General features: G+C 68.6%; 23 protein-coding genes and 1 riboswitch. Of the genes, 15 read left to right on the top strand and 8 right to left on the bottom strand.

Annotated elements, in window-relative coordinates:
- Positions 1-61: 61 nt before the first annotated feature.
- The gene (locus O1Q03_RS29305; protein WP_269507540.1) at positions 62-430 is read right to left on the bottom strand and encodes a hypothetical protein; all 369 of its coding nucleotides are present in this window, start codon (positions 428-430) and stop codon (positions 62-64) included.
- A gap of 163 nt (positions 431-593) precedes the next feature.
- On the opposite strand from O1Q03_RS29305, the gene glpD reads away from it, so the two are divergent.
- From glpD to O1Q03_RS29290, 3 genes are all read left to right on the top strand, one after another.
- A complete protein-coding gene (glpD, locus tag O1Q03_RS29300) occupies positions 594-2,117 on the top strand; it encodes a glycerol-3-phosphate dehydrogenase (RefSeq protein ID WP_269507539.1) in 1,524 nt (507 codons plus the stop codon).
- A 122-nt stretch (positions 2,118-2,239) separates the two neighbouring features.
- Positions 2,240-3,742 (top strand): glycerol kinase GlpK, encoded by a 1,503-nt coding sequence (glpK, locus tag O1Q03_RS29295; protein WP_269507538.1) that lies wholly within the window; start codon positions 2,240-2,242, stop codon positions 3,740-3,742.
- Between the two features lie 96 nt (positions 3,743-3,838).
- Positions 3,839-4,555, top strand: a complete 717-nt coding sequence (locus tag O1Q03_RS29290) for an MIP/aquaporin family protein (RefSeq protein ID WP_059820373.1) — start codon at positions 3,839-3,841, stop codon at positions 4,553-4,555.
- A 160-nt stretch (positions 4,556-4,715) separates the two neighbouring features.
- On the opposite strand, the gene O1Q03_RS29285 is transcribed toward O1Q03_RS29290, so the two are convergent.
- Genes O1Q03_RS29285 through O1Q03_RS29275 form a run of 3 tightly spaced genes read right to left on the bottom strand, consistent with a single transcriptional unit; the run spans position 4,716 to position 7,401 of the window.
- Entirely contained in the window at positions 4,716-5,966 is a 1,251-nt protein-coding gene (locus O1Q03_RS29285; RefSeq protein ID WP_269507537.1) for an NAD(P)/FAD-dependent oxidoreductase, read from the bottom strand.
- 4 nt (positions 5,967-5,970) lie between these two features.
- Positions 5,971-6,279 (bottom strand): non-heme iron oxygenase ferredoxin subunit, encoded by a 309-nt coding sequence (locus tag O1Q03_RS29280; protein ID WP_269507536.1) that lies wholly within the window; start codon positions 6,277-6,279, stop codon positions 5,971-5,973.
- Between the two features lie 36 nt (positions 6,280-6,315).
- On the bottom strand, positions 6,316-7,401 hold the full coding sequence (locus O1Q03_RS29275) for a fatty acid desaturase family protein (protein ID WP_269507535.1): 1,086 nt from the start codon (positions 7,399-7,401) through the stop codon (positions 6,316-6,318).
- Between the two features lie 171 nt (positions 7,402-7,572).
- On the opposite strand from O1Q03_RS29275, the gene O1Q03_RS29270 reads away from it, so the two are divergent.
- From O1Q03_RS29270 to O1Q03_RS29245, 6 genes are all read left to right on the top strand, one after another.
- On the top strand, positions 7,573-8,637 hold the full coding sequence (locus O1Q03_RS29270; protein WP_269507534.1) for a LacI family DNA-binding transcriptional regulator: 1,065 nt from the start codon (positions 7,573-7,575) through the stop codon (positions 8,635-8,637).
- Between the two features lie 141 nt (positions 8,638-8,778).
- Entirely contained in the window at positions 8,779-9,813 is a 1,035-nt protein-coding gene (locus O1Q03_RS29265; protein WP_269507533.1) for a xylose isomerase, read from the top strand.
- A 36-nt stretch (positions 9,814-9,849) separates the two neighbouring features.
- Positions 9,850-10,680, top strand: a complete 831-nt coding sequence (locus tag O1Q03_RS29260) for a TIM barrel protein (protein WP_269507532.1) — start codon at positions 9,850-9,852, stop codon at positions 10,678-10,680.
- A gap of 128 nt (positions 10,681-10,808) precedes the next feature.
- Positions 10,809-11,930, top strand: a complete 1,122-nt coding sequence (locus tag O1Q03_RS29255) for a porin (protein WP_269507531.1) — start codon at positions 10,809-10,811, stop codon at positions 11,928-11,930.
- 71 nt (positions 11,931-12,001) lie between these two features.
- On the top strand, positions 12,002-12,988 hold the full coding sequence (gene iolG, locus O1Q03_RS29250; RefSeq protein WP_269507530.1) for an inositol 2-dehydrogenase: 987 nt from the start codon (positions 12,002-12,004) through the stop codon (positions 12,986-12,988).
- 202 nt (positions 12,989-13,190) lie between these two features.
- The gene (locus O1Q03_RS29245) at positions 13,191-13,877 is read left to right on the top strand and encodes an HAD family hydrolase (RefSeq protein ID WP_269507529.1); all 687 of its coding nucleotides are present in this window, start codon (positions 13,191-13,193) and stop codon (positions 13,875-13,877) included.
- A gap of 73 nt (positions 13,878-13,950) precedes the next feature.
- On the opposite strand, the gene ribB is transcribed toward O1Q03_RS29245, so the two are convergent.
- The 4 genes from ribB to O1Q03_RS29225 all read right to left on the bottom strand — a co-directional run bounded on the left by ribB (position 13,951) and on the right by O1Q03_RS29225 (position 17,371).
- Complete coding sequence (gene ribB, locus O1Q03_RS29240; protein WP_269507528.1) at positions 13,951-14,661, bottom strand: 3,4-dihydroxy-2-butanone-4-phosphate synthase; 711 nt, start codon at positions 14,659-14,661, stop codon at positions 13,951-13,953.
- 117 nt (positions 14,662-14,778) lie between these two features.
- Positions 14,779-14,927: riboswitch (FMN riboswitch) on the bottom strand.
- A gap of 192 nt (positions 14,928-15,119) precedes the next feature.
- Entirely contained in the window at positions 15,120-15,803 is a 684-nt protein-coding gene (locus O1Q03_RS29235) for a helix-turn-helix domain-containing protein (protein ID WP_269507527.1), read from the bottom strand.
- A gap of 177 nt (positions 15,804-15,980) precedes the next feature.
- Positions 15,981-16,115, bottom strand: a complete 135-nt coding sequence (locus O1Q03_RS29230) for a hypothetical protein (RefSeq protein ID WP_269507526.1) — start codon at positions 16,113-16,115, stop codon at positions 15,981-15,983.
- A gap of 80 nt (positions 16,116-16,195) precedes the next feature.
- Complete coding sequence (locus O1Q03_RS29225; protein ID WP_269507525.1) at positions 16,196-17,371, bottom strand: MFS transporter; 1,176 nt, start codon at positions 17,369-17,371, stop codon at positions 16,196-16,198.
- Positions 17,372-17,517: 146 nt separating this feature from the next.
- Here O1Q03_RS29225 and O1Q03_RS29220 point away from each other — a divergent pair, with 146 nt between their 5' ends.
- The 6 genes from O1Q03_RS29220 to O1Q03_RS29195 all read left to right on the top strand — a co-directional run bounded on the left by O1Q03_RS29220 (position 17,518) and on the right by O1Q03_RS29195 (position 23,893).
- A complete protein-coding gene (locus O1Q03_RS29220; protein ID WP_269507524.1) occupies positions 17,518-18,450 on the top strand; it encodes a LysR family transcriptional regulator in 933 nt (310 codons plus the stop codon).
- A 296-nt stretch (positions 18,451-18,746) separates the two neighbouring features.
- A complete protein-coding gene (miaB, locus tag O1Q03_RS29215) occupies positions 18,747-20,120 on the top strand; it encodes a tRNA (N6-isopentenyl adenosine(37)-C2)-methylthiotransferase MiaB (RefSeq protein ID WP_269507523.1) in 1,374 nt (457 codons plus the stop codon).
- A 33-nt stretch (positions 20,121-20,153) separates the two neighbouring features.
- Complete coding sequence (locus O1Q03_RS29210; RefSeq protein ID WP_269507522.1) at positions 20,154-21,200, top strand: PhoH family protein; 1,047 nt, start codon at positions 20,154-20,156, stop codon at positions 21,198-21,200.
- Positions 21,201-21,353: 153 nt separating this feature from the next.
- Positions 21,354-22,130 (top strand): rRNA maturation RNase YbeY, encoded by a 777-nt coding sequence (gene ybeY / locus O1Q03_RS29205; protein WP_269507521.1) that lies wholly within the window; start codon positions 21,354-21,356, stop codon positions 22,128-22,130.
- 14 nt (positions 22,131-22,144) lie between these two features.
- Positions 22,145-22,777 carry a gamma-glutamylcyclotransferase gene (locus tag O1Q03_RS29200; RefSeq protein WP_269507520.1) on the top strand — a complete coding sequence of 211 codons (633 nt, stop codon included), beginning with the start codon at positions 22,145-22,147 and terminating at the stop codon, positions 22,775-22,777.
- A gap of 228 nt (positions 22,778-23,005) precedes the next feature.
- Positions 23,006-23,893 (top strand): HlyC/CorC family transporter, encoded by an 888-nt coding sequence (locus O1Q03_RS29195; RefSeq protein ID WP_269507518.1) that lies wholly within the window; start codon positions 23,006-23,008, stop codon positions 23,891-23,893.
- Positions 23,894-23,905 lie beyond the last annotated feature (12 nt).

Here is a 23,905-nt window from a genome sequence, read left to right as displayed (position 1 = left end):
TCCCGGCCGCGCCGACTTCCCCGCTTTCCCCGCTCGTTCCATCTCCCGCAGGTTGCCCGCGTCAGCCGCCGCGCAGCGACGGGTCGACCGCGGCCCGCCAGCTCACCGCCTGCGCGCGCGCGCCGTTGAAATACGCGACCCAGCCGGCGCGCCCCGCCGCGTCCGGCGCCGCGTAGTGCGCCGAAAGTTCGTTTACGAACGCACAATAGTTCGCTTCCGTCAGCCCGCGATACCGTTTCGCGACGTACGCGTCGTACAGCGTCGAATAGACCGGCTGCGCGTCCGCGCCCCAGTCGCGCGCGGCGCCGCCGCACGAGGCCTGCAGGTCGGCGAACGATGGGGCACGCCAGTTACCCGTGAGCGGCGGCGTGCCGGCCGTGCAGCCTGCCAGAACGACGGCGCACGCGCCGGCCCACATCCCAATACGCATGGTTCACCTCGCGAAACGGTCGATTCCGCCAGTATCGTCCGGGATCGCGCCGCGCGCTACTGGCCCCGCTTTATCGAACTTTACTTTTTCGATTTCGTTCGTTAAATTTCGAATTCGAACATTTTGTGTTCGCCACTTTCCATCAGATGATAAGGACAGCAGGGTGACCCAACCGAATCGCTACGATCTGCTCGTCGTCGGCGGCGGCATCAACGGCGCGGGCATCGCGCGCGATGCGGCCGGCCGCGGCCTGTCGGTCCTGCTCTGCGAGCAGGACGACCTCGCGTCGCACACGTCGTCGTGCAGCACGAAGCTGATTCACGGCGGCCTGCGCTATCTCGAGTACAACGAGTTCGGACTGGTCCGCAAGGCGCTGCAGGAGCGCGAGACGCTGCTGCGCGCGGCGCCGCACATCATGTGGCCGCTGCGCTTCGTGATGCCGCACATGCCGAACCTGCGGCCGGCGTGGCTGATCCGCATCGGCCTGTTCCTCTACGATCACCTCGCGAAACGCGAACTGCTGCCGGGCTCGCGCGGCATCGACATGCGCCGCCATGCGGCCGGCGCGCCGCTGATCGATTCGATCAAGCGCGGCTTCGTGTATTCGGACGGCTGGGTCGACGACGCGCGCCTCGTCGTGCTGAACGCGCTCGACGCGAAGGAGCGCGGCGCCGAGATCCTGACGCGCACGAAGCTCGTCGCCGCCGAACGCCACGGCGACGAATGGGAAGCGCAGTTGCAGCTTGCGGACGGTTCGGTCCGTGTCGTGCGCGCGCGTGCGGTCGCGAACGCGGCCGGCCCGTGGGTCGGCGACGTGCTGCACGGCGCGCTCGGCCGTGGCGCGCGTCACAGCGTGCGGCTCGTGAAGGGCAGCCACATCATCACGCGGCGCCTGTTCGATCACGATCACGCGTACATCTTCCAGAATCCGGACAAGCGGATCATCTTCGCGATTCCGTATGAACACGACTTCACGCTGATCGGCACGACCGACGTCGAATACACGAACGATCCCGCGAAGGTCGCGATCGATCGCGACGAAACGCAGTATCTGTGCGAGTCGATCAACCGCTACTTCAAGCGCAAAATCTCGCCGGCCGACGTGCACTGGACCTATTCGGGCGTGCGCCCGCTGCTCGAAGACGAAAACGCGACGAACGCATCGGCCGTCACGCGCGACTACCGCCTCGAGATGGACGACGGCGCCGGCGCGCCGCTGCTGTCGGTGTTCGGCGGCAAGATCACGACGTTCCGCAAGCTCGCCGAAGAAGCCGGCGACCTGCTGTGCCGCGCGCTCGGCCGCGACGCGAAGACGTGGACGGCCGGCGCGCCGCTGCCGGGCGGCGACATCGCGAACGCGAAATTCGACGCATTCGCCGGTGCGTTCGCGAAACGCCATCCGTGGCTGCCTGCCGCGCTCGCACGCCGTTATGCGCGTGCGTACGGCACGCGTGCGGAGCGCGTGGTCGACGGTGCGAAGTCGCTTGCCGACCTCGGCGCGGAAATCGCGCCGGGCATTCACGACGCCGAACTGCGCTACCTGCGCGACGTCGAATGGGCGACCTGCGCGCAGGACGTGCTGTGGCGTCGCTCGAAGCTCGGCCTGCACGTCGCGCCCGGTACGCTCGACGCCGTGACGGCCGCGGTCGACGCATGGTTCGCGGCCGCGCACGCGCCGCACGCCTGATTTCGATTGCAGTCGTCGCAGTCATTGCAGTAGCCGTTGCGTTACCGACGTTGATTCACCGACGCGCCGCCACACGCGGCGCGCATCACAACTACGCCAATCCACGGATGGAGATGAGAGACATGCAGGATCAGTACATCCTCGCGCTTGACCAGGGCACGACGAGCTCCCGCGCGATGCTGTTCGATCGTCAGGGCAACATCGTATCGATCGCCCAGAAGGAATTCGAGCAGATCTACCCGCAACCCGGCTGGGTCGAGCACGATCCGCAGGAAATCTGGTCGACGCAAGCGGGCGTCGCCGCCGAGGCCGTCACGCGCACCGGCCTGAACGGCACGTCGATCGCAGCGATCGGCATCACCAACCAGCGCGAGACGACGATCGTCTGGGATCGCGAGACGGGCCAGCCCGTGTACAACGCGATCGTCTGGCAGGACCGCCGCACCGCCGACTTCTGCGATTCGCTGAAGAAGCAGGGCCTCGAGGCGAAGGTGCGCGCGAAGACCGGCCTGCCGATCGATTCGTACTTCTCAGCGACCAAGATCCGCTGGATCCTCGACAACGTGCCCGGCGCGCGCGACAAGGCGCGCCAGGGCAAGCTCGCGTTCGGCACCGTCGACAGCTGGCTCGTGTGGAACTTCACGAAGCACGAGCTGCACGTGACCGACGTGACGAACGCATCGCGCACGATGCTGTTCAACATCCACACGCGCGAATGGGACAGCGAGCTGCTCGAGCTGCTCGACATCCCGCGCAGCATGCTGCCGGAAGTGAAGGCGTCGTCGGAAATCTACGGCCACACGAAGACCACGGTGTTCGCGTCTAGGATCCCGCTCGCGGGCATCGCCGGCGACCAGCACGCGGCGCTGTTCGGCCAGATGTGCACGACCTCGGGCATGGTGAAGAACACCTACGGCACCGGCTGCTTCCTGATGATGAACACCGGCGACAAGCCGATCGAGTCGAAGAACAACCTCGTGACGACGATCGCATGGCAGATCGGCGACGACGTGCAGTACGCGCTCGAAGGCAGCATCTTCATCGCGGGCGCGGTCGTGCAGTGGCTGCGCGACGGCGTCGGCATCATCAAGACGGCCGCTGAAATCGAAGCGCTCGCCGCGAGCGTGCCGCACACCGACGGCGTCTATCTCGTGCCGGCGTTCGCGGGCCTCGGCGCGCCGCACTGGAATGCGCGCGCACGCGGTTCGGTGTTCGGCGTCACGCGCGGCACGACGTCCGCGCACCTCGCACGCGCGGCGCTCGACGCGATCGCCTACCAGTCGCTCGACGTGCTGGCCGCGATGGAAGCCGACTCGGGCATCAGCATCGGCGAGCTGCGCGTGGACGGCGGGGCAAGCGCGAACAACCTGCTGATGCAGTTCCAGGCAGATCTGCTCGGCGTCGATGCGGTGCGTCCGCAGATCACCGAGACGACCGCGCTCGGCGCGGCCTACCTCGCGGGCCTCGCGATCGGCTACTGGAAGAATCTCGACGAAGTGCGCAGCCAGTGGCAGCTCGATCGCCGCTTCTCGCCGTCGATGCCGAAGGAACAGGTCGAGCGCTGCATGGCCGGCTGGCAGCGTGCGGTGCGCGCGGCCAAGGCGTGGGCCGACGACGCGCAGTAAGTACCGCAGTAGTCAGTCAAGCAATCCGAACGAAATACAACAACGCCGGCGGACCGCGCAACGCGCGAGTCCGCCGCGATCTCCGAGAGACAAGTCATGTCACCTTATATTGCAGAATTCATCGGCACCGCGATCCTCGTGCTGCTCGGCAACGGCGCGGTCGCCAACGTGCTGCTTGCGAAGACCAAGGGCAAGGGCGCGGACCTGATCGTGATCGTGATGGGCTGGGCGATGGCCGTGTTCGTCGCCGTGTACGTGACCGCGTCGTTCAGCGGCGCGCACCTGAACCCGATCGTGACGATCAGCCTCGCGCTCGCGGGCAAGTTCGCGTGGTCGAAGGTCGGCGGCTACATCCTCGCGCAGATGCTCGGCGGGATGGCCGGCGCGCTGCTCGTGTGGCTCGCGTATCGCCAGCACTTCGCGAAGGAAGTCGACGCCGACCTGAAGCTCGCGGTGTTCTGCACGGCGCCCGCGATCCGCAGCACCACGCACAACGTGCTGACCGAAGCGATCTGCACGTTCGTGCTGATTCTCGGCGTGCTGTACCTGGCGTCGCCGCAAGTCGGACTCGGCGCGCTCGACGCGCTGCCCGTCGGCCTGCTCGTGCTCGGCATCGGCATCTCGCTCGGCGGCCCGACCGGCTATGCGATGAGCCCGGCGCGCGACCTGTCGCCGCGCATCATGCATGCGCTGCTGCCGATCCCCGGCAAGCGCGACAGCGACTGGCGCTATGCGTGGGTGCCGGTGATCGGCCCGCTGCTGGGCGGCGCTGCGGCGGCCGGCCTGTATCTGCGTCTGCACGCGATGGCCTGATCGCGGGTCGGGTCATTCGGGCTCGATGCTGAGGTCGAGCTCGAGTTGGAGCGCACGGCAGCGATTGCCGCGCGCATCCGAACCTTCCGCCCACCGTTGCGCGCGCTTTCCCCTCCCGCTTCACACCCGACGGCCGCCGCACCGGCACCGGACACCGCCGCTATCGATCGCCCGCGACCGACACCAGCGACTTCAGCTTCACCGCCGCATCCGCGACCGCCGCCGGCGTCACGCCGATGCCGCGCTCGACCAGCATGCGCGCGACGCGCATTTCCTTCACGAATCCCGACGCACGGCCGAAGCCGCTTGCCGCGACGAGACGCTCGCGTGCATCGAAGTGGAAATGGATTTCCGCATCATCGCCGAGCACGCGCGCGACCGTCCGTTCACCCAGCGCCGGCTCGCCGGCCACCTGCAACTGTGCGTCGTATTGATCGGACCAGAACCAGGGTGTGTCGCGATACGCGTCATCGGCGCCGAGCATGTTGCGCGCAGCGACGCGCGCCTGCGTTTCGGCGCCGTGCCACGTCTCCTGCCGCACGAGCCGCCCCGACACGCCGCTCGGGAACACCGCGACGTCGCCGGCCGCATAGATCCCGCGCGCCGACGTCTCGAGCCGCGCGTTCACGACGATCCCGCGCTCGGTGGCGAGCCCCGCGTCGCGCGCGAGCTCGTCGGCCGGTTCGATGCCGATACCGGCGACCACCGTATCGGCGATCAGCGTGTCGCCGTCGTCGAGCACGACGGCCAGTGCGCCGTCCTGCGTGCGCTCGATCGCGACCGGCCGGCGATTCAGGCCGATCGTCACGCCCTGCTGCGTGTGAAGCGCGTGCACGCGCGCCGCAATCGCCTCCGGCACCGCGCGCCCGAGCAAACGCGGTGCCGCATCGAGCACGGTCACGCGACAGCCACGCGAGCGCGCCGACGCCGCCACTTCGAGGCCGATGAAGCCGCCGCCGATCAGCACGACGCGCGCATCGCGCACAAGCCGCGCGCCGAGCGCCGCCGCATCGTCGAGCGTGCGCAACGCGAATACGCCGTCGCGTTCCGCACCCGGAATCGCGAGGCGGCGCGCGCGGCCGCCGGTCGCGAGCAGCAGCGCGTCGTAATCGAAGCGGCGGCCGCCCGACACGTGCAGCTCGCGCGCAACCGGATCGATCCGCTCGACCGTCGCGACGATCGGCTCGATGTCGTCGGCCCGCCATGCGTCCCGATCGCGCAACCCGCATTGCGCGGCGCTGCGCTCGCCGGTCAGCACGCCTTTCGACAGCGGCGGCCGCTCGTACGGCAGGTGCGCCTCGGCGCCGATCAGCACGATGCGCCCGCGCCAGCCGCCTTCGCGCAGCACCTGCGCCGCGCGGCCGCCCGCATGGCCCGCGCCGACGATCGCCATCACACGGTCGTTCGTCATCGCGTCACACCTCGATCAGGATGCGGCCGTCCTCGACCTTCGCGCGATAGGTGCGCAGCTTCTCGCAGGCGGGCGCCGACAGCGCGCGGCCGTCGCGCACGTCGAAGCGTCCGTTGTGCTTCGGGCATTCGATCACGTGGTCGAGCACGAGCCCGTCCGCGAGATGCACGTGCTCGTGCGTGCACAGGCCGTCGCTCGCGTACACGTTCGCGCCGATCCGGTAGATCGCGTACGTGCGGCCGTCGTGGTCGAAGCGCGCGACGTCTTCATCGTCGATATCGTCGAGGGCGCCGGTGTCGATCCATTGCGTCATGATGCGTGTCTCCTTGGTTGGCATGTTCGATGCCCGTCACGCGCGCGCCGCATCCGGCACCGGCCGCACGACGTGATGGGACGGGTCGCGGGTCTGCCGGATCAGCGCCGGCACGATCTCCGCATACGCGGCCACGGTGCTGCGGTACGGCGGCGGCATGTCGGCCTTCACCGCGTCGTGCAGCGCCGGCAGCGCGTGGAACGGCACCATCGGGAACATGTGATGTTCGACGTGGTAGTTCATGTTCCAGTAGAGGAAGCGGAACACCGGATTCATCATCACGGTCCGGCAGTTGCGCCGGTGGTCGAGCACGTTCTCAGGCATGCCCGCGTGCTGCGTGAGGCCGAAGTACAGGTACAGCCATGCGCCGTACAGGCTCGGCAGCCCGATGTACAGCAGCGGCAGGATCGTGTGCCAGTACAGCGATGCGCCGATCACGAGCGCGTAGACGGCCAGATGGATGCGCGCCTCGCGCACGACCTTCGGCCATTCCGATTCGGGCACGTAGGTGCGCGCCTCGTCGTCGAGCCGGCCGCCGAACGCGAGCGCGATCATCTTGCGCAGCTCGCTCGCCACGTGCTTGAGCGCGACCACGTTCAACGCGAGCCCGAGCCAGTCGGTCGGCTTCGGCGCGGCGATCTCCGGATCGCGCCCGACCACCAGCGTGTCGGTGTGATGCCGCGCGTGGCTCCAGCGCCAGACCGTCGCGCGGCGAAACACCTGGAACGACGCGACCTGGTACAGCACGTCGTTCATCCAGCGCGTGCGGAACGCGGTGCCGTGCCCGCATTCGTGCCAGCGCGAGTCGGCCGGGCTGCAGTAGAGCGTGCCGTACACGAAGAACGCGGGAATCGCCCACGCCGAATGCGCGCGCCATGCGAGCCACGCGAGCACGCCGCTCGCGACGATCGCCGCGTACCAGATCAGCGTGTCGCGGATCGCGCGCGCATCGTCGCGCTGCATCAATTGCTTCATCACCGGCCGCGGCACCGGGCACCGGTACCAGTCGGCGTTGACGAGCCCCGCCGCCCGCGCGCGCTCGCCGGCGCCGCCGATCATTCGGTATTCCTGACGGCGCGCCGCCGTGGGGCGCTCGCGCGCCTGGTCGTCCGTATGGGCCACTCGTGTCTCCTGGGTTCTCGTTCGCGGAAAGCGCGGCGAGCGCTTCGCATGGACCCAAAATTAGGCGACGGCCCTGCCCCGCTCAATCGAAACGTTGACGAAATTTCGCCATCGCTTTAGCGTTCCGGACAGCGCCACACCCCGCTGGCGACAACAAAGACGGAGACGACCATGACTGACCCCACCGGGCCGCGCTGGCGCAAGCGCAGCGCGCGCTTCGACGAGATCGCCGCGCTCGCCGGCGTCAGCACGACCACCGTCGACCGCGTGCTGAACGAGCGCGGCAGCGTGTCCGCGAACGCGCGCGAGCGGGTGGTCGCGGCCGCCCGCCAGCTCGGCGTGCCGCGCCAGCTGCCCGACACGCGGCACGGGCTGCTCCACGTCGACGTGCTGCTGCCGGACACCGACGCGCCGTTCTTCCGGCGGCTGCAGCAGGCGCTGCAACGCTCGCTGCAGATGCTCGACCGGCGCGTGGTCGTACACCGGACCATCCTGCCCGCCGCGGACGACGAACGCGCCGCCGCGCTGATCGAGCGGCCCGCGTACCGGCGCGCGGCGCTGATCGTCACCGCACGCGACACGCCGCGCGTGCGCGACGCACTGGCCGGCGCGATCGCGCGCGGCGAGACCGTCGTCACGATGGTCACCGACATCGGCGGCATCGCGCGCGTGCACTATGCAGGCATCGACAACTATCGCGCCGGGCGCACGGCCGGCTACTACCTCGGCCGCCTCGCACCGCGCCCGGGCCGCGTGCTGCTGCTGGGCGGGCGCATGGGCTACCGCGCGCACGCCGACCGGATGGCCGGCTGTGTCGACCAGCTGACCGAGGCATTCGCGGACCTCGGCTGCGACGACGTGCCGGTCGAAACGCTCGACCAGGACGACCGCTGCTACCGCGCGGTGACGAACGCGCTGCGCGCGCACGGCGACATCGTCGGGGTCTACAACAGCGGCGCGGGCTCGGCCGGCATCGAGGCCGCGCTGCGCAAGGCGGGTGCGGCCGGGCGCGTCGTCTGGATCGGGCACGAGATGATCGACCTGCACCGCACGTACATCGAAGCCGGCTCGATGGACATCGCGATCGATCAGGACCCCGACGGCCAGGCGATCTCCGCGCTGCAGCACGTGCTGCACGCGTGCGGGATCGTCGAACAGCCGCCGCCCGCCGAACCGGTCGAGTTCCGCGTGTTCTGCTCGGCCAACGTGCGCACCAGCGCGTATCTGCAGGGTTGACGCACGCCGCGCCGCGCAGCGAATGCGCGGCGCAGAAAATCGACCGCCGCATTGGCGATTTTTCGTCAACGTTTGTCATGCAGGCCGCCCCGCACGTCCGTACATTTGGCAGCCATCCAGGACAACGACGGACGGCAGACGATGGCTGAAGCGATCCTCATCGGCGTGAACCTCGACGGCGTGCTCGAACACGACGGCCTGCCGTTGCCCACGCCCGCCGAGCGGTTCCGGATGATCGCCGGCGCCGGCGTGTTCGACTATGTCGAGAAGAACCCGGTGCGCGGCGAGGACCTGTCGCCGTATTTCGCGCTGGTCGACCGGCACGCGCTGCCGATTCGCGCGATCGGCGGCATCTGGCGCGCCGGCCGCGACGAAGCGCACGTCGCCGAAATCATCGACGCCGGCGCACGGTTCGGCAGCACGGTACTCAACTGCCAGCTGTACGCGCATCACGCGGACGGCCATCCGCTGTCGGACCGCGAAGTCGCCGATTTCTACTTGCGCGCATACGAACTGGGCGAGCCGGTCGGTTGCCTGCCGAGCCTCGAAGTGCACGTCGACATGTGGAGCGAGGCATTCACGCGCGTCGCACGCGTCGCGCGGCACGTCGAGCAGGCCGGCGTGCCGTTCCGGATCACGCTCGACCATTCGCACCTGCTGTTCAAGATCGGCAACCGCGCCGAACTCGACACGTCGGGCCTGCACGAGCCGGCCGACAGCGCATACCGCCTGCTCGATCCGACGTCGCCGTCGGCGCTCTACGCGGACTGGATCGCGCGCGGCTGGGTTCGCCATGCGCATGCGCGCAGCGTGATTCCGGACAACCCGGAGAATCGCTGGATGCGCCGCGCGGACGGCCGGCCCGGCCGCGGGATCCAGTATCCGTTCGTCGCGCCGGCGCCGGGCGCCTATCACGGCGAGTGGCGCGCCGCATCGCTCGACACGTGGAAGACGGCGCTGCGGCGCCTGCTGCAGTGGCAGGTTCACGCGCGGCCGATACAGCTCGAGCAGATCAGCTGCGAGTTCATCCCGTTTCCCGACTATGGCGGCGGCGCCCGCTATTCGATCTTTGACAACAACGTCGCGTGCGCGCAATGGCTGCGCGACACGTGGCGCGCGCTCGCGTCGGCACCGGACGACGTACCGGCCGGCAACGCCGCGCGCAGCTTCACCTGATTCGCCCTGCCCCACCCGAGACCCGAGGAGACAACGATGACGCAACCCGCATTCCATTTTTCGCTGAACCGGATGAGCGCGCCGCGCCTGCCGCTCGACCGCTATGTCGCGCTGTGCCGGCGGCTCGGCGTCGACACGATCGAGATCCGCAACGATCTGAACGGCGTCGAGATCACCGATGGCACGCCGGCCGCCGCAGTGCGCGCGACGGCCGAAGCCGGCGGCGTGACGATCCTGACGATCAACGCGCTGCAGCGCTTCGAACAATGGAACGCCGAGCGCGCGGACGAAGCGGCCGTGCTCGCCGACTACGCCGCGCAATGCGGCGCGCGTGCGCTGGTGCTGTGCCCGACCAACACCCGCGCCGACTCGCGCGACGCCGACGCACGCCATGCGGATCTCGTGAAAGCGCTGAAGGCGCTCAAGCCGATCCTCGATGCGCGCGGCCTGCTCGGCTTCATCGAGCCGCTCGGCTTCGAGGAATGCGCGCTGCGCCGCAAGTCGGACGCGGTGAAAGGCATCTACGCGGCGGCCGGCGAACAGGTGTTCCGGCTCGTGCACGACACGTTCCACCATCACCTGTCGGGCGAAGACATCTTCTTCCCGAACCTGACGGGCCTCGTGCACATCTCGGGCGTCGAGGAAAGCGACCTGCCGGTCGACCGGATGCGCGACGGCCATCGCGTGCTGGTCGGCGGCGCCGACCGGCTCGGCAACATCCGGCAACTGCGCGAACTGCTCGCGCGCGGCTATCACGGCGCACTCTCGTTCGAGCCGTTCGCGAACGAAATCGCGGAGGCCGACGACATCGAAGACCGGCTGCGCGCGAGCATCGACTACGTACGCAGCGAGCTGGCCGCTCGCTGAGGAAGCGCGGCGGCGCAAGCCGCCGCGACACGCATCACGCCACGCATCGCGCCGCGCCCGAAGAGGCGCGCGATGCACGGCAGCAAGCAGCACAATCCACAACAAATGACGCAAGGTCTGGAGACGACATGAAACGCATCACGCTCACCGCGCTAGGCTGCTCAGGAATCCTCTGTTATTCGCCTGCGTTCGCGCAGACGTCCGTCACGCTATACGGCGTCGCCGACGCCGGCCTCGACTACGTGAGCCAGGTGCAGACCGGCAACGGCACCACCGCGTCGCGGCTGCGCGCGCAAAGCAGCGACTGGGGCGCGAGCCGGTTCGGGCTGCTCGGCCAGGAAGACATCGGCGGCGGCTATCGCGTGATCTTCAACCTCGAATCGGGCACCAACCTGATGTCGGGCACGGCGGGCGACGGCAACGGCCGCCTGTTCAGCCGCAAGGCGCTCGTCGGCGTGCGCAACGACCGGCTCGGCACGTTCACCTTAGGCCGCAACCTGTTCATCGCGAACGACCAGTGGGACATGGACCCGCTGCTGCAACAGGCGTATTCGGCCACCGCGCTGGTGCGCAGCCGCAACGTGCCGATCACGAGCAACAACCTCGAATACCGGTCGCCGTCGTGGAACGGCTTCAGCCTGCATGCGCAGTACGCGCTCGGCAACCAGGCCGGCGGCTTCAACCTGGGCGCGGCGAACGAGTACGGCCGCAGCGACGGGATCCAGCTCACCTACCGCAACGACTTCGTGATGCTGCGCGCGATGTACGACGAACTGCGCGACGCGAACGGCCGGATGAGCAACGTGTTCACGAGCTCGCGCGAAGTCTTCGCCGGGGCGAACCTCTATTGGCGTGCGCTGACGTTGCAGGCCGCCTACACGCACCTGAACGCGCCGGACACGCCCGCCGGGCTCGCGCGCAATGCGGACCACTACTGGATCGGCGCGCAGTATCGCGTGACGCCCGCGCTGTCGCTCGGCGGCGCCGCGTACTACGTGCACGTCGGTTCCGGCGCGGGCGATGCGACGCACGACCCGTCCGGCCATGCGTCGATGTACACGCTCGGCGGCGCGTACAGCCTGTCGAAGCGTACGCTGCTCTACGCGACCGTCGCGCACGTGCGCAACGCGAGCGGCTCGAATTTCTCGGTCGCGAACAACAACCCCTGCAGCGACAACGACAACCTCGCGAATCCGCTGCCGGGCCGTTCGCAGACCGGCGTGAACCTCGGCATCAACCATTCGTTTTGATGGGCAACGCGGGCCGCGGCCGATGCGTGCCGCGCCCGATCGGAAGACAACGGAGTCAACAGGAGAGCAGCATGATCGAATTCGCTTTGTTCGGCGCGGGAAGAATCGGGAAGATCCACGCGGCCAATCTCGCACGCCATCCGGGCGCGAAGCTCAAATACGTGGTCGACCGGCACGCGCCGTCGGCCGATGCGCTCGCGCATGCGCACGGCGCGCAGGTTGCCGACGTCGACCGCGCGCTCGGCGACGCGTCGGTGCGGGCCGTCGTGATCGCGTCGAGCACCGACACGCACGCCGACCTGATCATCGCGGCGGCGAACGCCGGCAAGGCGGTGTTCTGCGAGAAGCCCGTCGACCTCACCGTCGCGCGCTCGCGCGAATGCGCGGACGTGGTGCGACGCCGCGGTGTGACCTGCATGATCGGCTTCCAGCGCCGCTTCGATCCGACCTTCGCCGCGCTGAAGGCGCGCGTCGAACGCGGCGAGATCGGCGCGCCGGAAATGCTGGTCGTCACGAGCCGCGACCCCGGCGCGCCGCCCGTCGACTACATCCGCAGCTCGGGCGGCATCTTCAAGGACATGCTGATCCACGACTTCGACGTGTTCCGCTGGATCCTCGGCGACGAAGCGCAGACGCTGCATGCAACCGGCAGCTGCCTGACCGATCCGGCCGTGCGCGACGCAGGCGACATCGATTCGACGGCCGTCACGATTCGCACGCGGCGCGGGCTGCTGTGCCAGATCAACACGTCGCGCCGCGCCGCTTACGGCTACGACCAGCGCTTCGAGCTGCTCGGCAGCCTGGGGATGCTGCAGGCCGGCAACGTGCGGCCGACCGAAGTCACCGCGTGGTCCGCGAACGGCATTGCAACGGACGTGCCGGAGCCGTTCTTCCTCGAGCGCTACCGGCACGCGTACGCGGCCGAGATCGCGCATTTCGTCGATGCGCTGCGCGACGGCACGCCGGTCAGGACGACCATCGACGACGGACTGGCCGCGCTCGAACTGGCCGAGGCCGCGATGACGTCGTGGCAAACGGGGCGCGTGGTCGAGGTGTGACGCCTGCGCTGCGGCGGCCGGCGCGAGCAGGCCGCCGCAGCGCAGCAGCGCAGCAGCGCGTGCCGATGCGTGCCGATGCGTGCGAGCGGCACGGGATCGACGGGCGGTGAAGGCGACCGGCCGAACGCCTCACGGCGCATCGGCGAAAGCACGTATCATGGCGGCATGATCGGCGTCGCCGACGCCCCGCTTCTTCATCATCATGCTCGATCACCTCATCTGCGACTGCGACGGCGTTCTCGTCGACAGCGAAGTCATTGCCGACCGCGTATTGCTCGACACGCTGTCCGCCACGTTCCCGCATCTCGATTTCGAAGCCGCCGCGAAGTCCGCGTTCGGCCAGCAGACGTCGCGCTTTCTCGCCGGACTCGAAGCGCACTTCGCGATCCGGATGCCCGAGAACTTCCTCGAAACCGTCGAGCACAACATCGAGATCGCGCTCGCGCAGTCGCTCGCGCCGATCAACGGCGTGCGCGATGCATTGCTGAAGGTCGAGTTGCCGGCCGCGGTGGTCTCGAACAGCCGGCTCGTACGCGTGCGCAACTCGCTGAAGCGCGCGTCGCTCACCGAAATCTTCGGCGAGCGCGTGTTCAGCTCCGAGCAGGTCGCACGGCCGAAGCCCTACCCCGACGTGTACCTGCATGCGGCGCAGACTCTAGGCGTCACGCCGCAGCGCTGCATCGTCGTCGAGGATAGCGTGTCGGGCCTGAATGCCGCGCGTGCGGCGGGGATGAAGACGATCGCGTTCGTCGGCGCGAGCCACATCCCCGACAACTACGCGGACGCGCTGCGCGCGATGGGCATCACGCGGATCATGCGCAACATGGATGAACTGCCCGCGCTCGTCGCGGCCGGCCAGCGCGGCGAATTCGGCGACGTGCAGTCCTGACGGCCGGCGCTCGCGTACGCCGCCGCGCGCACGCCGTCGCGCGGGCGCAGCGATGCGCCCGCTTCCCTCTTGGTCAGGCCGGTTCGCAGCAGCGCTCGCGCGCCGCCGCCAGCGCCTCGCGGAATTCGACCAGCTCGGCGATCGTCAGCATCGGCAGGCCATGCTGCTGCGCGAAACGCTCGACGTCGTCGCCGCGCGTCATCGTGCCGTCCGGATTCATCAACTCACACAGCACGCCCGCCGGCTTCAGGCCCGCGAGGATCGACAGGTCGACCGTGCCTTCGGTATGGCCGCGGCGCGCCAGCACGCCGCCCGGCTGCGCGCGCAGCGGGAACACGTGGCCGGGGCGCACGATGTCGTACGGCTTCGCATCGTCGGCGATCGCCGCGCGAATCGTCGTCACGCGGTCGGCCGCGGACACGCCGGTATGCACGCCTTCGCGCGCCTCGATCGACACGGTGAATGCGGTGCCGTTGCGGCTCTCGTTGGTCTGCACCATCGGCGGCAGCTCGAGCGCGCGCACCTGTTCGTCGGTCAGGCACAGGCACACGATGCCGCTGCATTCACGGATCAGCAGTGCCATCGTCTCGGGCGTGATGCGCTCGGCGGCGACGATCAGGTCGGCCTCGTTTTCGCGGTCGTGATCGTCCTGCAACACGACGGCACGGCCCGCGCGCATCGCGTCGAGCGCGGCGGCGATGCGCGGCGGCACCGGTTCGGAATCGAGCAACGGGAGATCGGCAAAGGCGTCGGCCGGTGCCGACGAAACGGACATCAAGGACATGTGAAACGCTCTCGCAAATACGATTTGGGCGAAAAACGTTTCAGGGCATTGCAAACAGACAGAACGACAACCCGCTTCGCACACACGGCAAAGCGGCCCTGACGGACATGACTATCTGCACATCTTCTCTCATCCGGACTGTGACCGTCGGCTCTGGCATTCGACCAGATCTGCTGACCCCGCGCGGATGCGCGGGCGCTCGCGGGCTCGCCGGCTCTCGCCAGCCTACCGCCGGTGGGGAATTTCGCCCCGCCCTGAAGACGCACTGATGCCGGCTGCGGACTCCCCACGGCCGGCGGGCCAAGCATACATCAGCTGCGCGCACCGCGCAGCGAACCACAACTAAAACCTTACTGACGACTCCGTCCAACGGCATCGTCCGGACGACCGATATTCGGCCCCGCACCCGCGTCCGGCACGCGGCGGGCACGGGCGCGTGCCCGGCCCCGGCCGAAGAATCAGCCGGCTGCGTGCGCAGTGTCGGGCACGAGCCAGCGCGGCGGCACCTCCGGGCTCACCGTCACGCGGAACGCACGCGCTTCGCTGTCGCCCGGGTTGCGCAGGCTGTACGGCTGGTCGGCGTCGAACACGATCGCGTCGCCGGTCGCGAGCAACTGGCGGCGATCGTGCACGCTGACTTCTAGCGTGCCCTCGCTGACGACCAGGTTGACCGTCGTGCCGGGCGCGCGGCGTGCGCCGGGCTCCGTATGCAGCGGTGCGATCCGCAGCTCGTGGAACTCGGCGGCGGCCGGTTCGCCTTCCGGATACAGCGCGCGCGCCGAGAAGCGGCCGTTCGAGCTGACGACGCGCGACGCACGCTCGGCCGCCAGATGCTCGAAGCCGTTCACCGCGTGCCGGCGCAGAAATGCGGCGACCGACACCTTCAGCGCCGCGGCGATCTTGCAGAGCACCTTGATCGACGGCACGCTGCGCGCCGACTCGATCTGCGCGAGCATCGCGCGCGATACACCGGACAGCCGCGCGAGCGCATCGAGCGACAGTTGCCGCTCGGCACGCAAGCGCGCGAGGTTCACGCCGACGACCTGCTCGAGGACGTCGAGCGACGCGGACGTCCGCGCGTCGGCGGCGTTGCCGGACTCGAAGGAAGACACGTCGCGCACCAGCGCCAGGGGTGAAGACATAGCATTGCCTCCGGGCCGCCGCGCGGCCCTGCAAATGGGGTAAACCGGAATCGGGTTGCGCTATGAACAGCGCGTAACGAAACGCTATCACCCGGCCCCCAGCCGGCAAACGAAGTTATCTTCACACCGTTATCAGCATCGCGGAGGAATGCGTTTCTCGCGAACCTTTTCCTGCCGCTACGGCGCCGATCCGGCACCGAAGAACGCAGCGGTCGATGCATCGCTCGTTGCATCGCTCGTTGCTCCACTCGTCGCTTCGCTCGTTGCATCGCTCGTTGCGCCGCTCGTCGCATCGCTCGTTGCATCGCTCATTGCATCGCTCGTTGCTCCACTCGTCGCTTCGCTTGTTGCATCGCTCGTTGCATCGCTCGTTGCTCCGCTCATCGCTTCGCTCAATGCGCCGCCGGTGCCGCGCCGCGCGCCGGCGCGCGCGCATCGAGCCGCATCGCGATCCACGTGACGACGAGCGCCGCGAACGTCACCGCGACGGCGACCCACGGCAGCGCATCGAGCGCGAAGCCATGCTCCAGCGCAAGCCCGCCCAGCCACGCACCGCCCGCATTGCCGACGTTGAACGCGCCGATGTTCAGCGTCGACGCGAGATGCGGCGCGCTCGCGGCCTTCTCGACCACGCGCGCCTGCAGCGGCGGCACCGTCGCGAACGCGGCGATCCCCCAGACGAATACGGTGACGGCGGCCGCGACCGGCAGGTGGCTCGTCTTCGCGAACACGGCCATCACGGCCATCAGCGCGATCAGGATCGCGATCAGCGACGGCATCAGCGCGCGGTCGGCGAGCTTGCCGCCGATGGTGTTGCCGACCGTCAGCCCCGCGCCGAACAGCACGAGGATCAGCGCGACCGAGCGCGGCGAATAGCCGGACACGCTCTCGAGAATCGGCGCGATGTAGGTGAACACGACGAACACGCCGCCGAAGCCGAGCACGGTCATCAGCAGCGCGAGCCACACCTGCGGCTCCTTCAGCACGCGCACCTCGTGGCCGAGGCCGACGGGCCCGCTGTCGTGGCGGTTCGGCACCAGCAGCGCGACGCCGCCGAGCGACAGCACGCCGAGCACGGCGACGATCCAGAATGACGCCCGCCAGCCGAGCAATTGACCGACGAACGTGCCGAACGGCACGCCGAGCACGTTCGACAGCGTGAGCCCGGTGAACATCAGCGCGATTGCGCTCGCGCGCTTGTCGGCCGGCACGAGCGACGCGGCGACCACCGCGCCGATCCCGAAGAACGAGCCATGCGCGAACGACGTGACGACGCGCGCGACCATCAGCATCGCGTAGCCGGACGCGGCCGCGCACAGCACGTTGCCGACGGTGAAGATCGCCATCAGCAATTGCAGCGCGGCCTTGCGCGGCATGCGGCTCGTCAGCACCGCGAGCAGCGGCGCGCCGATCGCGACGCCGAGCGCATAGCCGGTGACCAGCAGCCCGGCCGACGGCAGCGACACCGCGAGGTCGCGCGCGACTTCGGGCAAGAGCCCCATGATGATGAATTCGGTGGTGCCGATGGCAAACGCGCTGATCGCGAGCGCCAGTAACGGGATAGGCATGACGTTCTCCGGAAGGCGACGGACGCGGCGCGGGAGCCGTGCCGCACCGCACAAAAAGGGCGATGTGCGCGCATTGTCCCGAATACGCCGATCTTTGATAATTGGCGTGGCACTTGAACCATTTTCAAAAAACAGTGAAAAATCCGATGGATCGACTGGGCGATATCCGGCTGTTCGTCGAGGCGGCCGAACTGGGCAGCCTGTCGGCCGCCGGGCGCAAGCTGAATCTCACGCCGGCCGCTGCGAGCGCGCGCCTCGCGAAGCTGGAAGCGGCCGTCGCCACCCGGCTGTTCGACCGTTCGACCCGGCAGTTGCGGCTGACCGACGAGGGCCGCCTGTACCTGAACGGCTGCCGGCAGGCGTTGCAGGCGCTGGACGACGCAAACGCGCTGCTGCAGGCCGGCCGCAACGTCGTCGGCGGCCGGGTGCGGCTGTCGGCGACGTCCGACTTCGGCCGCCGCCGGCTGCTCGACTGGCTCGACGAATTCACCGCACGCTACCCGGACGTGACGTTCTCGCTGACGGCGTCCGACTCGACGGTGAACCTGTGGCAGGACGAGATCGACCTCGCGATCCGCTTCGCCGCGCCGCCGGACGGCGCGCTGGTCGCCCGCCGGCTCGCCGCAGACCGGCGCGTGCCGTGCGCGGCGCCGTCGTTCGTCGAACGGCACGGCGAGCCGCGCGATCCGCACGATCTGGCCCGCTTTCCATGCAACGTGATCACGGTCGCGTCCGGGCCGATGAACACGTGGCGCTTCACGCGCGGCGACGACACGCAGACCTGCACCGTGCCGCTCGCCAGCGCGTTCGAAACCAACGACGGCGGCCTCGCCCGCGAATGGGCGCTGCGCGGTCGCGGCATCGTGCTGAACTCGATCTGGGATGTCGCCGACGACATCCGCGCCGGGCGGCTCAAGGTGCTGCTGCCCGACTGGCGGCACCAGAGCGCACCGCTGCACGCGGTCTATTCCGGCAAGCGCTACATGGCGCCGCGCGTACGCGCGCTGCTCGACTTCCTCGTCGAGCGGTTCGCACGCGAGGAAGCGGCGCACGACGACCTGCTGAACGCGTGCCGCTGACGGCCGCCGCCATCGCTGGCCACGCGGCATATCGGGGCCCGAGCATGAGGACTGGCGTCGCGCGGCTACAACCCGCCGGCCGCCCCGGGCAGCGCGTAAAGCTATAATGGAAGGCTTTCCCCGACGGCTTTTTCCGCAGTTCACGCCAGGCTCGACGCGCGCTGCGCGCCCCGGTCCGCCCTTTCGGCGCCGACAGGCACCGGCAGGCGCCGGCCCGAGCCGCTGCTTCGGCAGCAGCCGTCCCGATTCACCCTTGACGACGCCCCCAGGTCAACCACTGCGAACGGCGAATCCCCATGACCAAGAAAGTTTACGTAAAGACCTTCGGCTGCCAGATGAACGAGTACGACTCGGACAAGATGGTGGACGTGCTCAATGCGGCCGAAGGCCTCGAAAAGACCGATACCCCGGAAGACGCGGACATCATCCTGTTCAACACGTGCTCGGTGCGTGAAAAGGCACAGGAGAAGGTGTTCTCCGACCTCGGCCGCGTGCGCGAGCTGAAGGAAGCGAAACCGGGCCTGCTGATCGGCGTCGGCGGCTGCGTCGCGAGCCAGGAAGGCGCGTCGATCGTGTCGCGCGCGCCGTACGTCGACCTCGTGTTCGGCCCGCAAACCCTGCACCGCCTGCCGCAGATGATCGACGCGCGCCGCGCGAGCGGTCGCGCGCAGGTCGACATCACGTTCCCCGAAATCGAGAAGTTCGATCACCTGCCGCCCGCACGAGTCGAGGGGCCGAGCGCGTTCGTGTCGATCATGGAAGGCTGCTCGAAGTACTGCAGCTACTGCGTGGTGCCGTACACGCGCGGCGATGAAGTGTCGCGCCCGCTCGACGACGTGCTGACCGAAGTGGCCGGCCTCGCCGACCAGGGCGTACGCGAAGTCACGCTGCTCGGCCAGAACGTGAACGCCTACCGCGGCGCACTGACGGCCGGTTCGACCGAGATCGCCGATTTCGCGACGCTGATCGAATACGTGGCCGACATCCCCGGCATCGAGCGGATCCGCTACACGACGTCGCACCCGAAGGAATTCACGCAGCGCCTGATCGACACGTACGCGAAGGTCCCGAAGCTCGTGAGCCACCTGCACCTGCCGGTCCAGCACGGCTCCGACCGCATCCTGATGGCGATGAAGCGCGGCTACACGGTGCTCGAATACAAGTCGGTGATCCGCAAGCTGCGCGCGATCCGCCCCGACCTGTCGCTGTCGACCGACATGATCGTCGGCTTCCCCGGCGAGACCGAGGACGATTTCGACAAGATGATGGCGCTCGTGCACGAGATGAGCTACGACACCAGCTTCTCGTTCATCTACAGCCCGCGCCCCGGCACGCCGGCCGCGAACCTCGCCGACGATACGCCGCGCGAGGTCAAGCTCAAACGCCTGCAACATCTGCAGGCGACCATCGAGGAGAACGTCGCGCGCATCAGCCAGTCGATGGTCGGGAAGGTCGAGCGGATCCTCGTCGAGGGCCCGTCGCGCAAGGACCCGAACGAGCTCGCGGGCCGCACCGAGAACAACCGGGTCGTGAATTTCCCGGCGCCGCTCGCGTCGCACCCGCGCCTGATCGGCCAGATGATCGACGTGAAGATCAACCATGCGTACCCGCATTCGCTGCGCGGCGAGCTGCTGCTCGTGAGCGACGACGCGAGCGCGGCCACCCACTGACCGATTGACGCTCAACAGGAGCCCGACGCTACTTTGAAGACCGTCCAAGCACTGGAATTCACCGCGCCGCGCGACGACAACGCGCGCCTCGCCAATCTCTGCGGCCCGCTCGACGAGAATCTGCGGCAGATCGAACAGGCGCTCGACGTCACGCTCGCGCGGCGCGGCCACCGGATCACGATCCGCGGGCGCGGCGCGAAGCTCGCGCTCGCCGCACTCGAGAACTTCTACAACCGTTCGCGCGATCCGCTGTCGGTCGACGATATCCAGCTCGCGCTGGTCGAAGTGCGTCACACCGCCGGCAACGGCCGCCAGGACACGCTCGACGTGCGTTTCCGCGGCGACCCGGACCATCCGTTCGACGAACCGGCCGTGCAGACCGACGACGAAAACCCCGACGAGGAACCGGCGCCGAAGCTCTACACGCGGCGCGCCGACCTGCGCGGGCGCACCCCCGCCCAGCGCGAATACCTGAAGCAGATCCTGCAGCACGACGTGACGTTCGGCATCGGGCCGGCCGGCACCGGCAAGACCTACCTCGCGGTCGCGTGCGCGGTCGACGCGCTCGAGCGCGACCAGGTCAAGCGGATCGTGCTCACGCGTCCGGCCGTCGAGGCCGGCGAGCGGCTCGGCTTCCTGCCGGGCGATCTCGCGCAGAAGGTCGACCCGTACCTGCGTCCGCTGTACGACGCGCTGTACGACCTGCTCGGCTTCGACAAGACGGCGAAAATGTTCGAGCGCCAGATGATCGAGATCGCGCCGCTCGCGTACATGCGCGGCCGCACGCTGAACCACGCGTTCATCATCCTGGACGAGGCGCAGAACACCACGCCCGAGCAGATGAAGATGTTCCTCACGCGGATCGGCTTCGGCTCGAAGGCGGTCGTGACCGGCGACACGAGCCAAGTCGACCTGCCGCGCGGCCACAAGAGCGGCCTCGTCGAGGCGCAGCAGGTGCTCGGCGGCGTGCGCGGCATCGCGCTCACGCGCTTCACGAGCGCGGACGTCGTGCGCCATCCGCTCGTCGCGCGCATCGTCGAGGCTTACGACGACTTCCACGCTCAGCACAAGGACGCGTGAAGCACCGGCGGCGCCCGCGCGCCGTACCGGCCGACGGCCCGGCCCGCCCGACGGCGCGCCGGGCTTTTTTGCGTCGGCGCGCAAGCGCGCTGGAATTCGGGCGCGATCGACCGTTTGGTGTATCCTCAACGCGTCCCAATCGCCTCACCCGTCATGAAATCTTCCCGCTCCCGCAAGTCCGGTCGCGACCAGTCCGCCGCGCCCGATTCCCCCCGTGTTTCGCTGTTCGATGCGAAGGGCAAAGCCCGGACCATCAACGCACAAGGACTGCGAATCGACTTCCCGGACGGCCGCAGCCTGATGTTCGACCTGTCGGGCAGCTCGGGCGAGGCGGCCGTCGCGATCGTGGCGCAGCACAACGACCCGGCGATGCGCGCGAAGCTCGCGCTGCAGCCCGAGCACTACGACAGCGTGACGCTGCACGTGGGCGCCGAGATCGCGCCGCGTGAAGAGGAACTGGAAGCCGACCTGCGCGAACCGGAACTCGAGCTGTCCGTGCAGTACGGCGACGAGATCACCGGCGACGTGCGCAAGGCGCTCCCGAAGCGCAAGCTGATCGCCGAATGGCTCGAGCCGGCGCTGTTCGCCAGCGCGCAGCTGACCGTGCGCTTCGTCGGCGACGAAGAAGGCCGCACGCTGAACGCCGGCTACCGCCACAAGGACTACCCGACCAACGTGCTGACCTTCGCGTACGACGCGGCGCCCGACGGCACCGTGATCGGCGACCTCGTGCTGTGCTGCCCGATCGTCGAGAAGGAAGCGCACGAGCAGGGCAAGCCGCTCACGGCTCACTACGCGCACCTGCTGGTGCACGGCGCGCTGCACGCGCAGGGCTACGATCACGAGACGAGCGACGAGGACGCTGCCGAAATGGAAGCGCTCGAAGTCGACATCCTCGCGAAACTGGGCTTCCCGAACCCGTACCAGTAAGCAGCGCCTCCACCATGCACCACGCCGCGACACTGCCGCCCGCCTACCCGCCGTCGATCGGCGAGGGCCGGCTGCTGACGGAAGACGAGCTGGCGGCGTCGCTCGCGCACACGATGCGCGACTGGGACGGCCAGCAGGATCTGTGGCTGTTCGGCTATGGCTCGCTGATCTGGAACCCCGGTCTGCCGACCGTCGCCGCCGTGCGCGGCAAGGTGCACGGCTACCATCGCGGGCTCTACCTGTGGTCGCGCGTGAACCGAGGCACCCCGGAACGTCCGGGGCTCGTGCTCGCGCTCGATCGCGGCGGCTCGTGCTCGGGCATCGCGTTCCGGCTCGCGGGCCCGACCGCGCAGCCGCATCTCGAGACCTTGTGGAAGCGCGAGATGCCGATGGGCTCGTACCGGCCCGCATGGCTGCCGTGCTCGCTCGAGACGGGCGAACGCGTGAACGCGCTCGCGTTCGTGATGCGCCGCGACGCGCCGACCTACACCGGCAAGCTGCCCGACCCGATCGTGAAGGAAGTGTTCGGCTGCGCGGCCGGCCGCTACGGCACGACGCTCGACTACGTGAGCCGCACCGTGGATGCGCTGCGCGCGAGCGGCATCCCCGACCGGGCGCTCGAAGGGCTGCTCGCGCGATGCCGGTAGCGCGCGCTCGGCGCACGGCATTTTTGCCGCCGCTGCCCCGGCAACCCGTTCTGAGATAGGATGGATACGAAGGACGGCGCCGTGCGCGGCATGGCCGTTCCCGAGCGGGGCTCGCGCGGGCCGCCTGAGCCCGGCCGGACGGCCGGTGTGACACGGCCGCGCCATGCCCTTGGTGTATCCTTGCCTACTCCGTGACAGCGCGCCCCGGCATGACCCGGGCGCACCACCATGAACGATTCGTATCCCAGTCGTAAGCTAACCGACAAACCGCAAGAAAAGCGCTCGCTGCTCGAGCGCCTGACCGACTTCATCTCGCCCGAGCCGGAATCCCGGACGGAGCTGCTGGAAATCCTCCAGGATGCCCACGAACGCAACCTGATCGACGCCGATTCGCTGTCGATGATCGAAGGCGTGTTCCAGGTGTCCGACCTGTGCGCCCGCGACATCATGGTGCCGCGCGCACAGATGGACGCGATCAACATCGCGGACAAGCCCGAAGACTTCATCCCGTTCGTCCTCGAGAAGGCGCACTCGCGCTACCCGGTGTTCGAGGAGAACCGCGACAACGTGATCGGCGTGCTGCTCGCCAAAGACCTGCTGCGCTTCTATGCGGAAGAGGAATTCGACGTGCGCGGGATGCTGCGCCCCGCCGTGTTCATCCCCGAATCGAAGCGCCTGAACGTGCTGCTGCACGACTTCCGCGTGAACCGCAACCACCTTGCGATCGTCGTCGACGAATACGGCGGCGTCGCGGGCCTGATCACGATCGAGGACGTGCTCGAACAGATCGTCGGCGACATCGAGGACGAATACGACTTCGACGAAGAAGCCGGCAACATCATCTCGGGGCCGGATGGCCGCTACCGCGTGCGCGCGCTGACCGAGATCCAGCAGTTCAACGAGACGTTCGGCACCGATTTCCCCGACGACGAAGTCGACACGATCGGCGGCCTGATCACCCATCATTTCGGTCGCGTGCCGCATCGCGGCGAGAAGCTGCAGCTCGGCAACCTCGTGTTCGAGATCCAGCGCGGCGATGCGCGCCAGGTCCACGTGCTGCTGGTGCGGCGCAACCCGCTCGCGAGCCGCCGCGCCGAAACCTCGCACGAGGACTGACCGTCTCGCGCC

It is taken from the genome of Burkholderia sp. IMCC1007 (assembly GCF_027257875.1).
Classification (GTDB): Bacteria; Pseudomonadota; Gammaproteobacteria; order Burkholderiales; family Burkholderiaceae; genus Burkholderia.
Note: the sequence above shows the minus strand (reverse complement) of the source record. Positions and strands in the feature narration are given on the sequence as shown.

Bases quoted from the DNA above. Each gene is read 5' to 3' on its own strand.
- O1Q03_RS29255 (WP_269507531.1), top strand. From the start codon at position 10,809: ATGAAACGCATCACGCTCACCGCGCTAGGCTGCTCAGGAATCCTCTGT.
- O1Q03_RS29225 (WP_269507525.1), bottom strand. From the start codon at position 17,371: ATGCCTATCCCGTTACTGGCGCTCGCGATCAGCGCGTTTGCCATCGGC.
- O1Q03_RS29235 (WP_269507527.1), bottom strand. From the start codon at position 15,803: ATGTCTTCACCCCTGGCGCTGGTGCGCGACGTGTCTTCCTTCGAGTCC.
- O1Q03_RS29245 (WP_269507529.1), top strand. From the start codon at position 13,191: ATGCTCGATCACCTCATCTGCGACTGCGACGGCGTTCTCGTCGACAGC.
- ribB (WP_269507528.1), bottom strand. From the start codon at position 14,661: ATGTCCTTGATGTCCGTTTCGTCGGCACCGGCCGACGCCTTTGCCGAT.
- O1Q03_RS29280 (WP_269507536.1), bottom strand. From the start codon at position 6,279: ATGACGCAATGGATCGACACCGGCGCCCTCGACGATATCGACGATGAA.
- ybeY (WP_269507521.1), top strand. From the start codon at position 21,354: ATGAAATCTTCCCGCTCCCGCAAGTCCGGTCGCGACCAGTCCGCCGCG.
- O1Q03_RS29285 (WP_269507537.1), bottom strand. From the start codon at position 5,966: ATGACGAACGACCGTGTGATGGCGATCGTCGGCGCGGGCCATGCGGGC.
- O1Q03_RS29195 (WP_269507518.1), top strand. From the start codon at position 23,006: ATGAACGATTCGTATCCCAGTCGTAAGCTAACCGACAAACCGCAAGAA.
- O1Q03_RS29270 (WP_269507534.1), top strand. From the start codon at position 7,573: ATGACTGACCCCACCGGGCCGCGCTGGCGCAAGCGCAGCGCGCGCTTC.
- O1Q03_RS29230 (WP_269507526.1), bottom strand. From the start codon at position 16,115: ATGAGCGATGCAACGAGCGATGCGACGAGCGGCGCAACGAGCGATGCA.
- O1Q03_RS29260 (WP_269507532.1), top strand. From the start codon at position 9,850: ATGACGCAACCCGCATTCCATTTTTCGCTGAACCGGATGAGCGCGCCG.
- glpK (WP_269507538.1), top strand. From the start codon at position 2,240: ATGCAGGATCAGTACATCCTCGCGCTTGACCAGGGCACGACGAGCTCC.
- O1Q03_RS29220 (WP_269507524.1), top strand. From the start codon at position 17,518: ATGGATCGACTGGGCGATATCCGGCTGTTCGTCGAGGCGGCCGAACTG.
- O1Q03_RS29305 (WP_269507540.1), bottom strand. From the start codon at position 430: ATGCGTATTGGGATGTGGGCCGGCGCGTGCGCCGTCGTTCTGGCAGGC.
- iolG (WP_269507530.1), top strand. From the start codon at position 12,002: ATGATCGAATTCGCTTTGTTCGGCGCGGGAAGAATCGGGAAGATCCAC.
- O1Q03_RS29265 (WP_269507533.1), top strand. From the start codon at position 8,779: ATGGCTGAAGCGATCCTCATCGGCGTGAACCTCGACGGCGTGCTCGAA.
- miaB (WP_269507523.1), top strand. From the start codon at position 18,747: ATGACCAAGAAAGTTTACGTAAAGACCTTCGGCTGCCAGATGAACGAG.
- O1Q03_RS29200 (WP_269507520.1), top strand. From the start codon at position 22,145: ATGCACCACGCCGCGACACTGCCGCCCGCCTACCCGCCGTCGATCGGC.
- O1Q03_RS29290 (WP_059820373.1), top strand. From the start codon at position 3,839: ATGTCACCTTATATTGCAGAATTCATCGGCACCGCGATCCTCGTGCTG.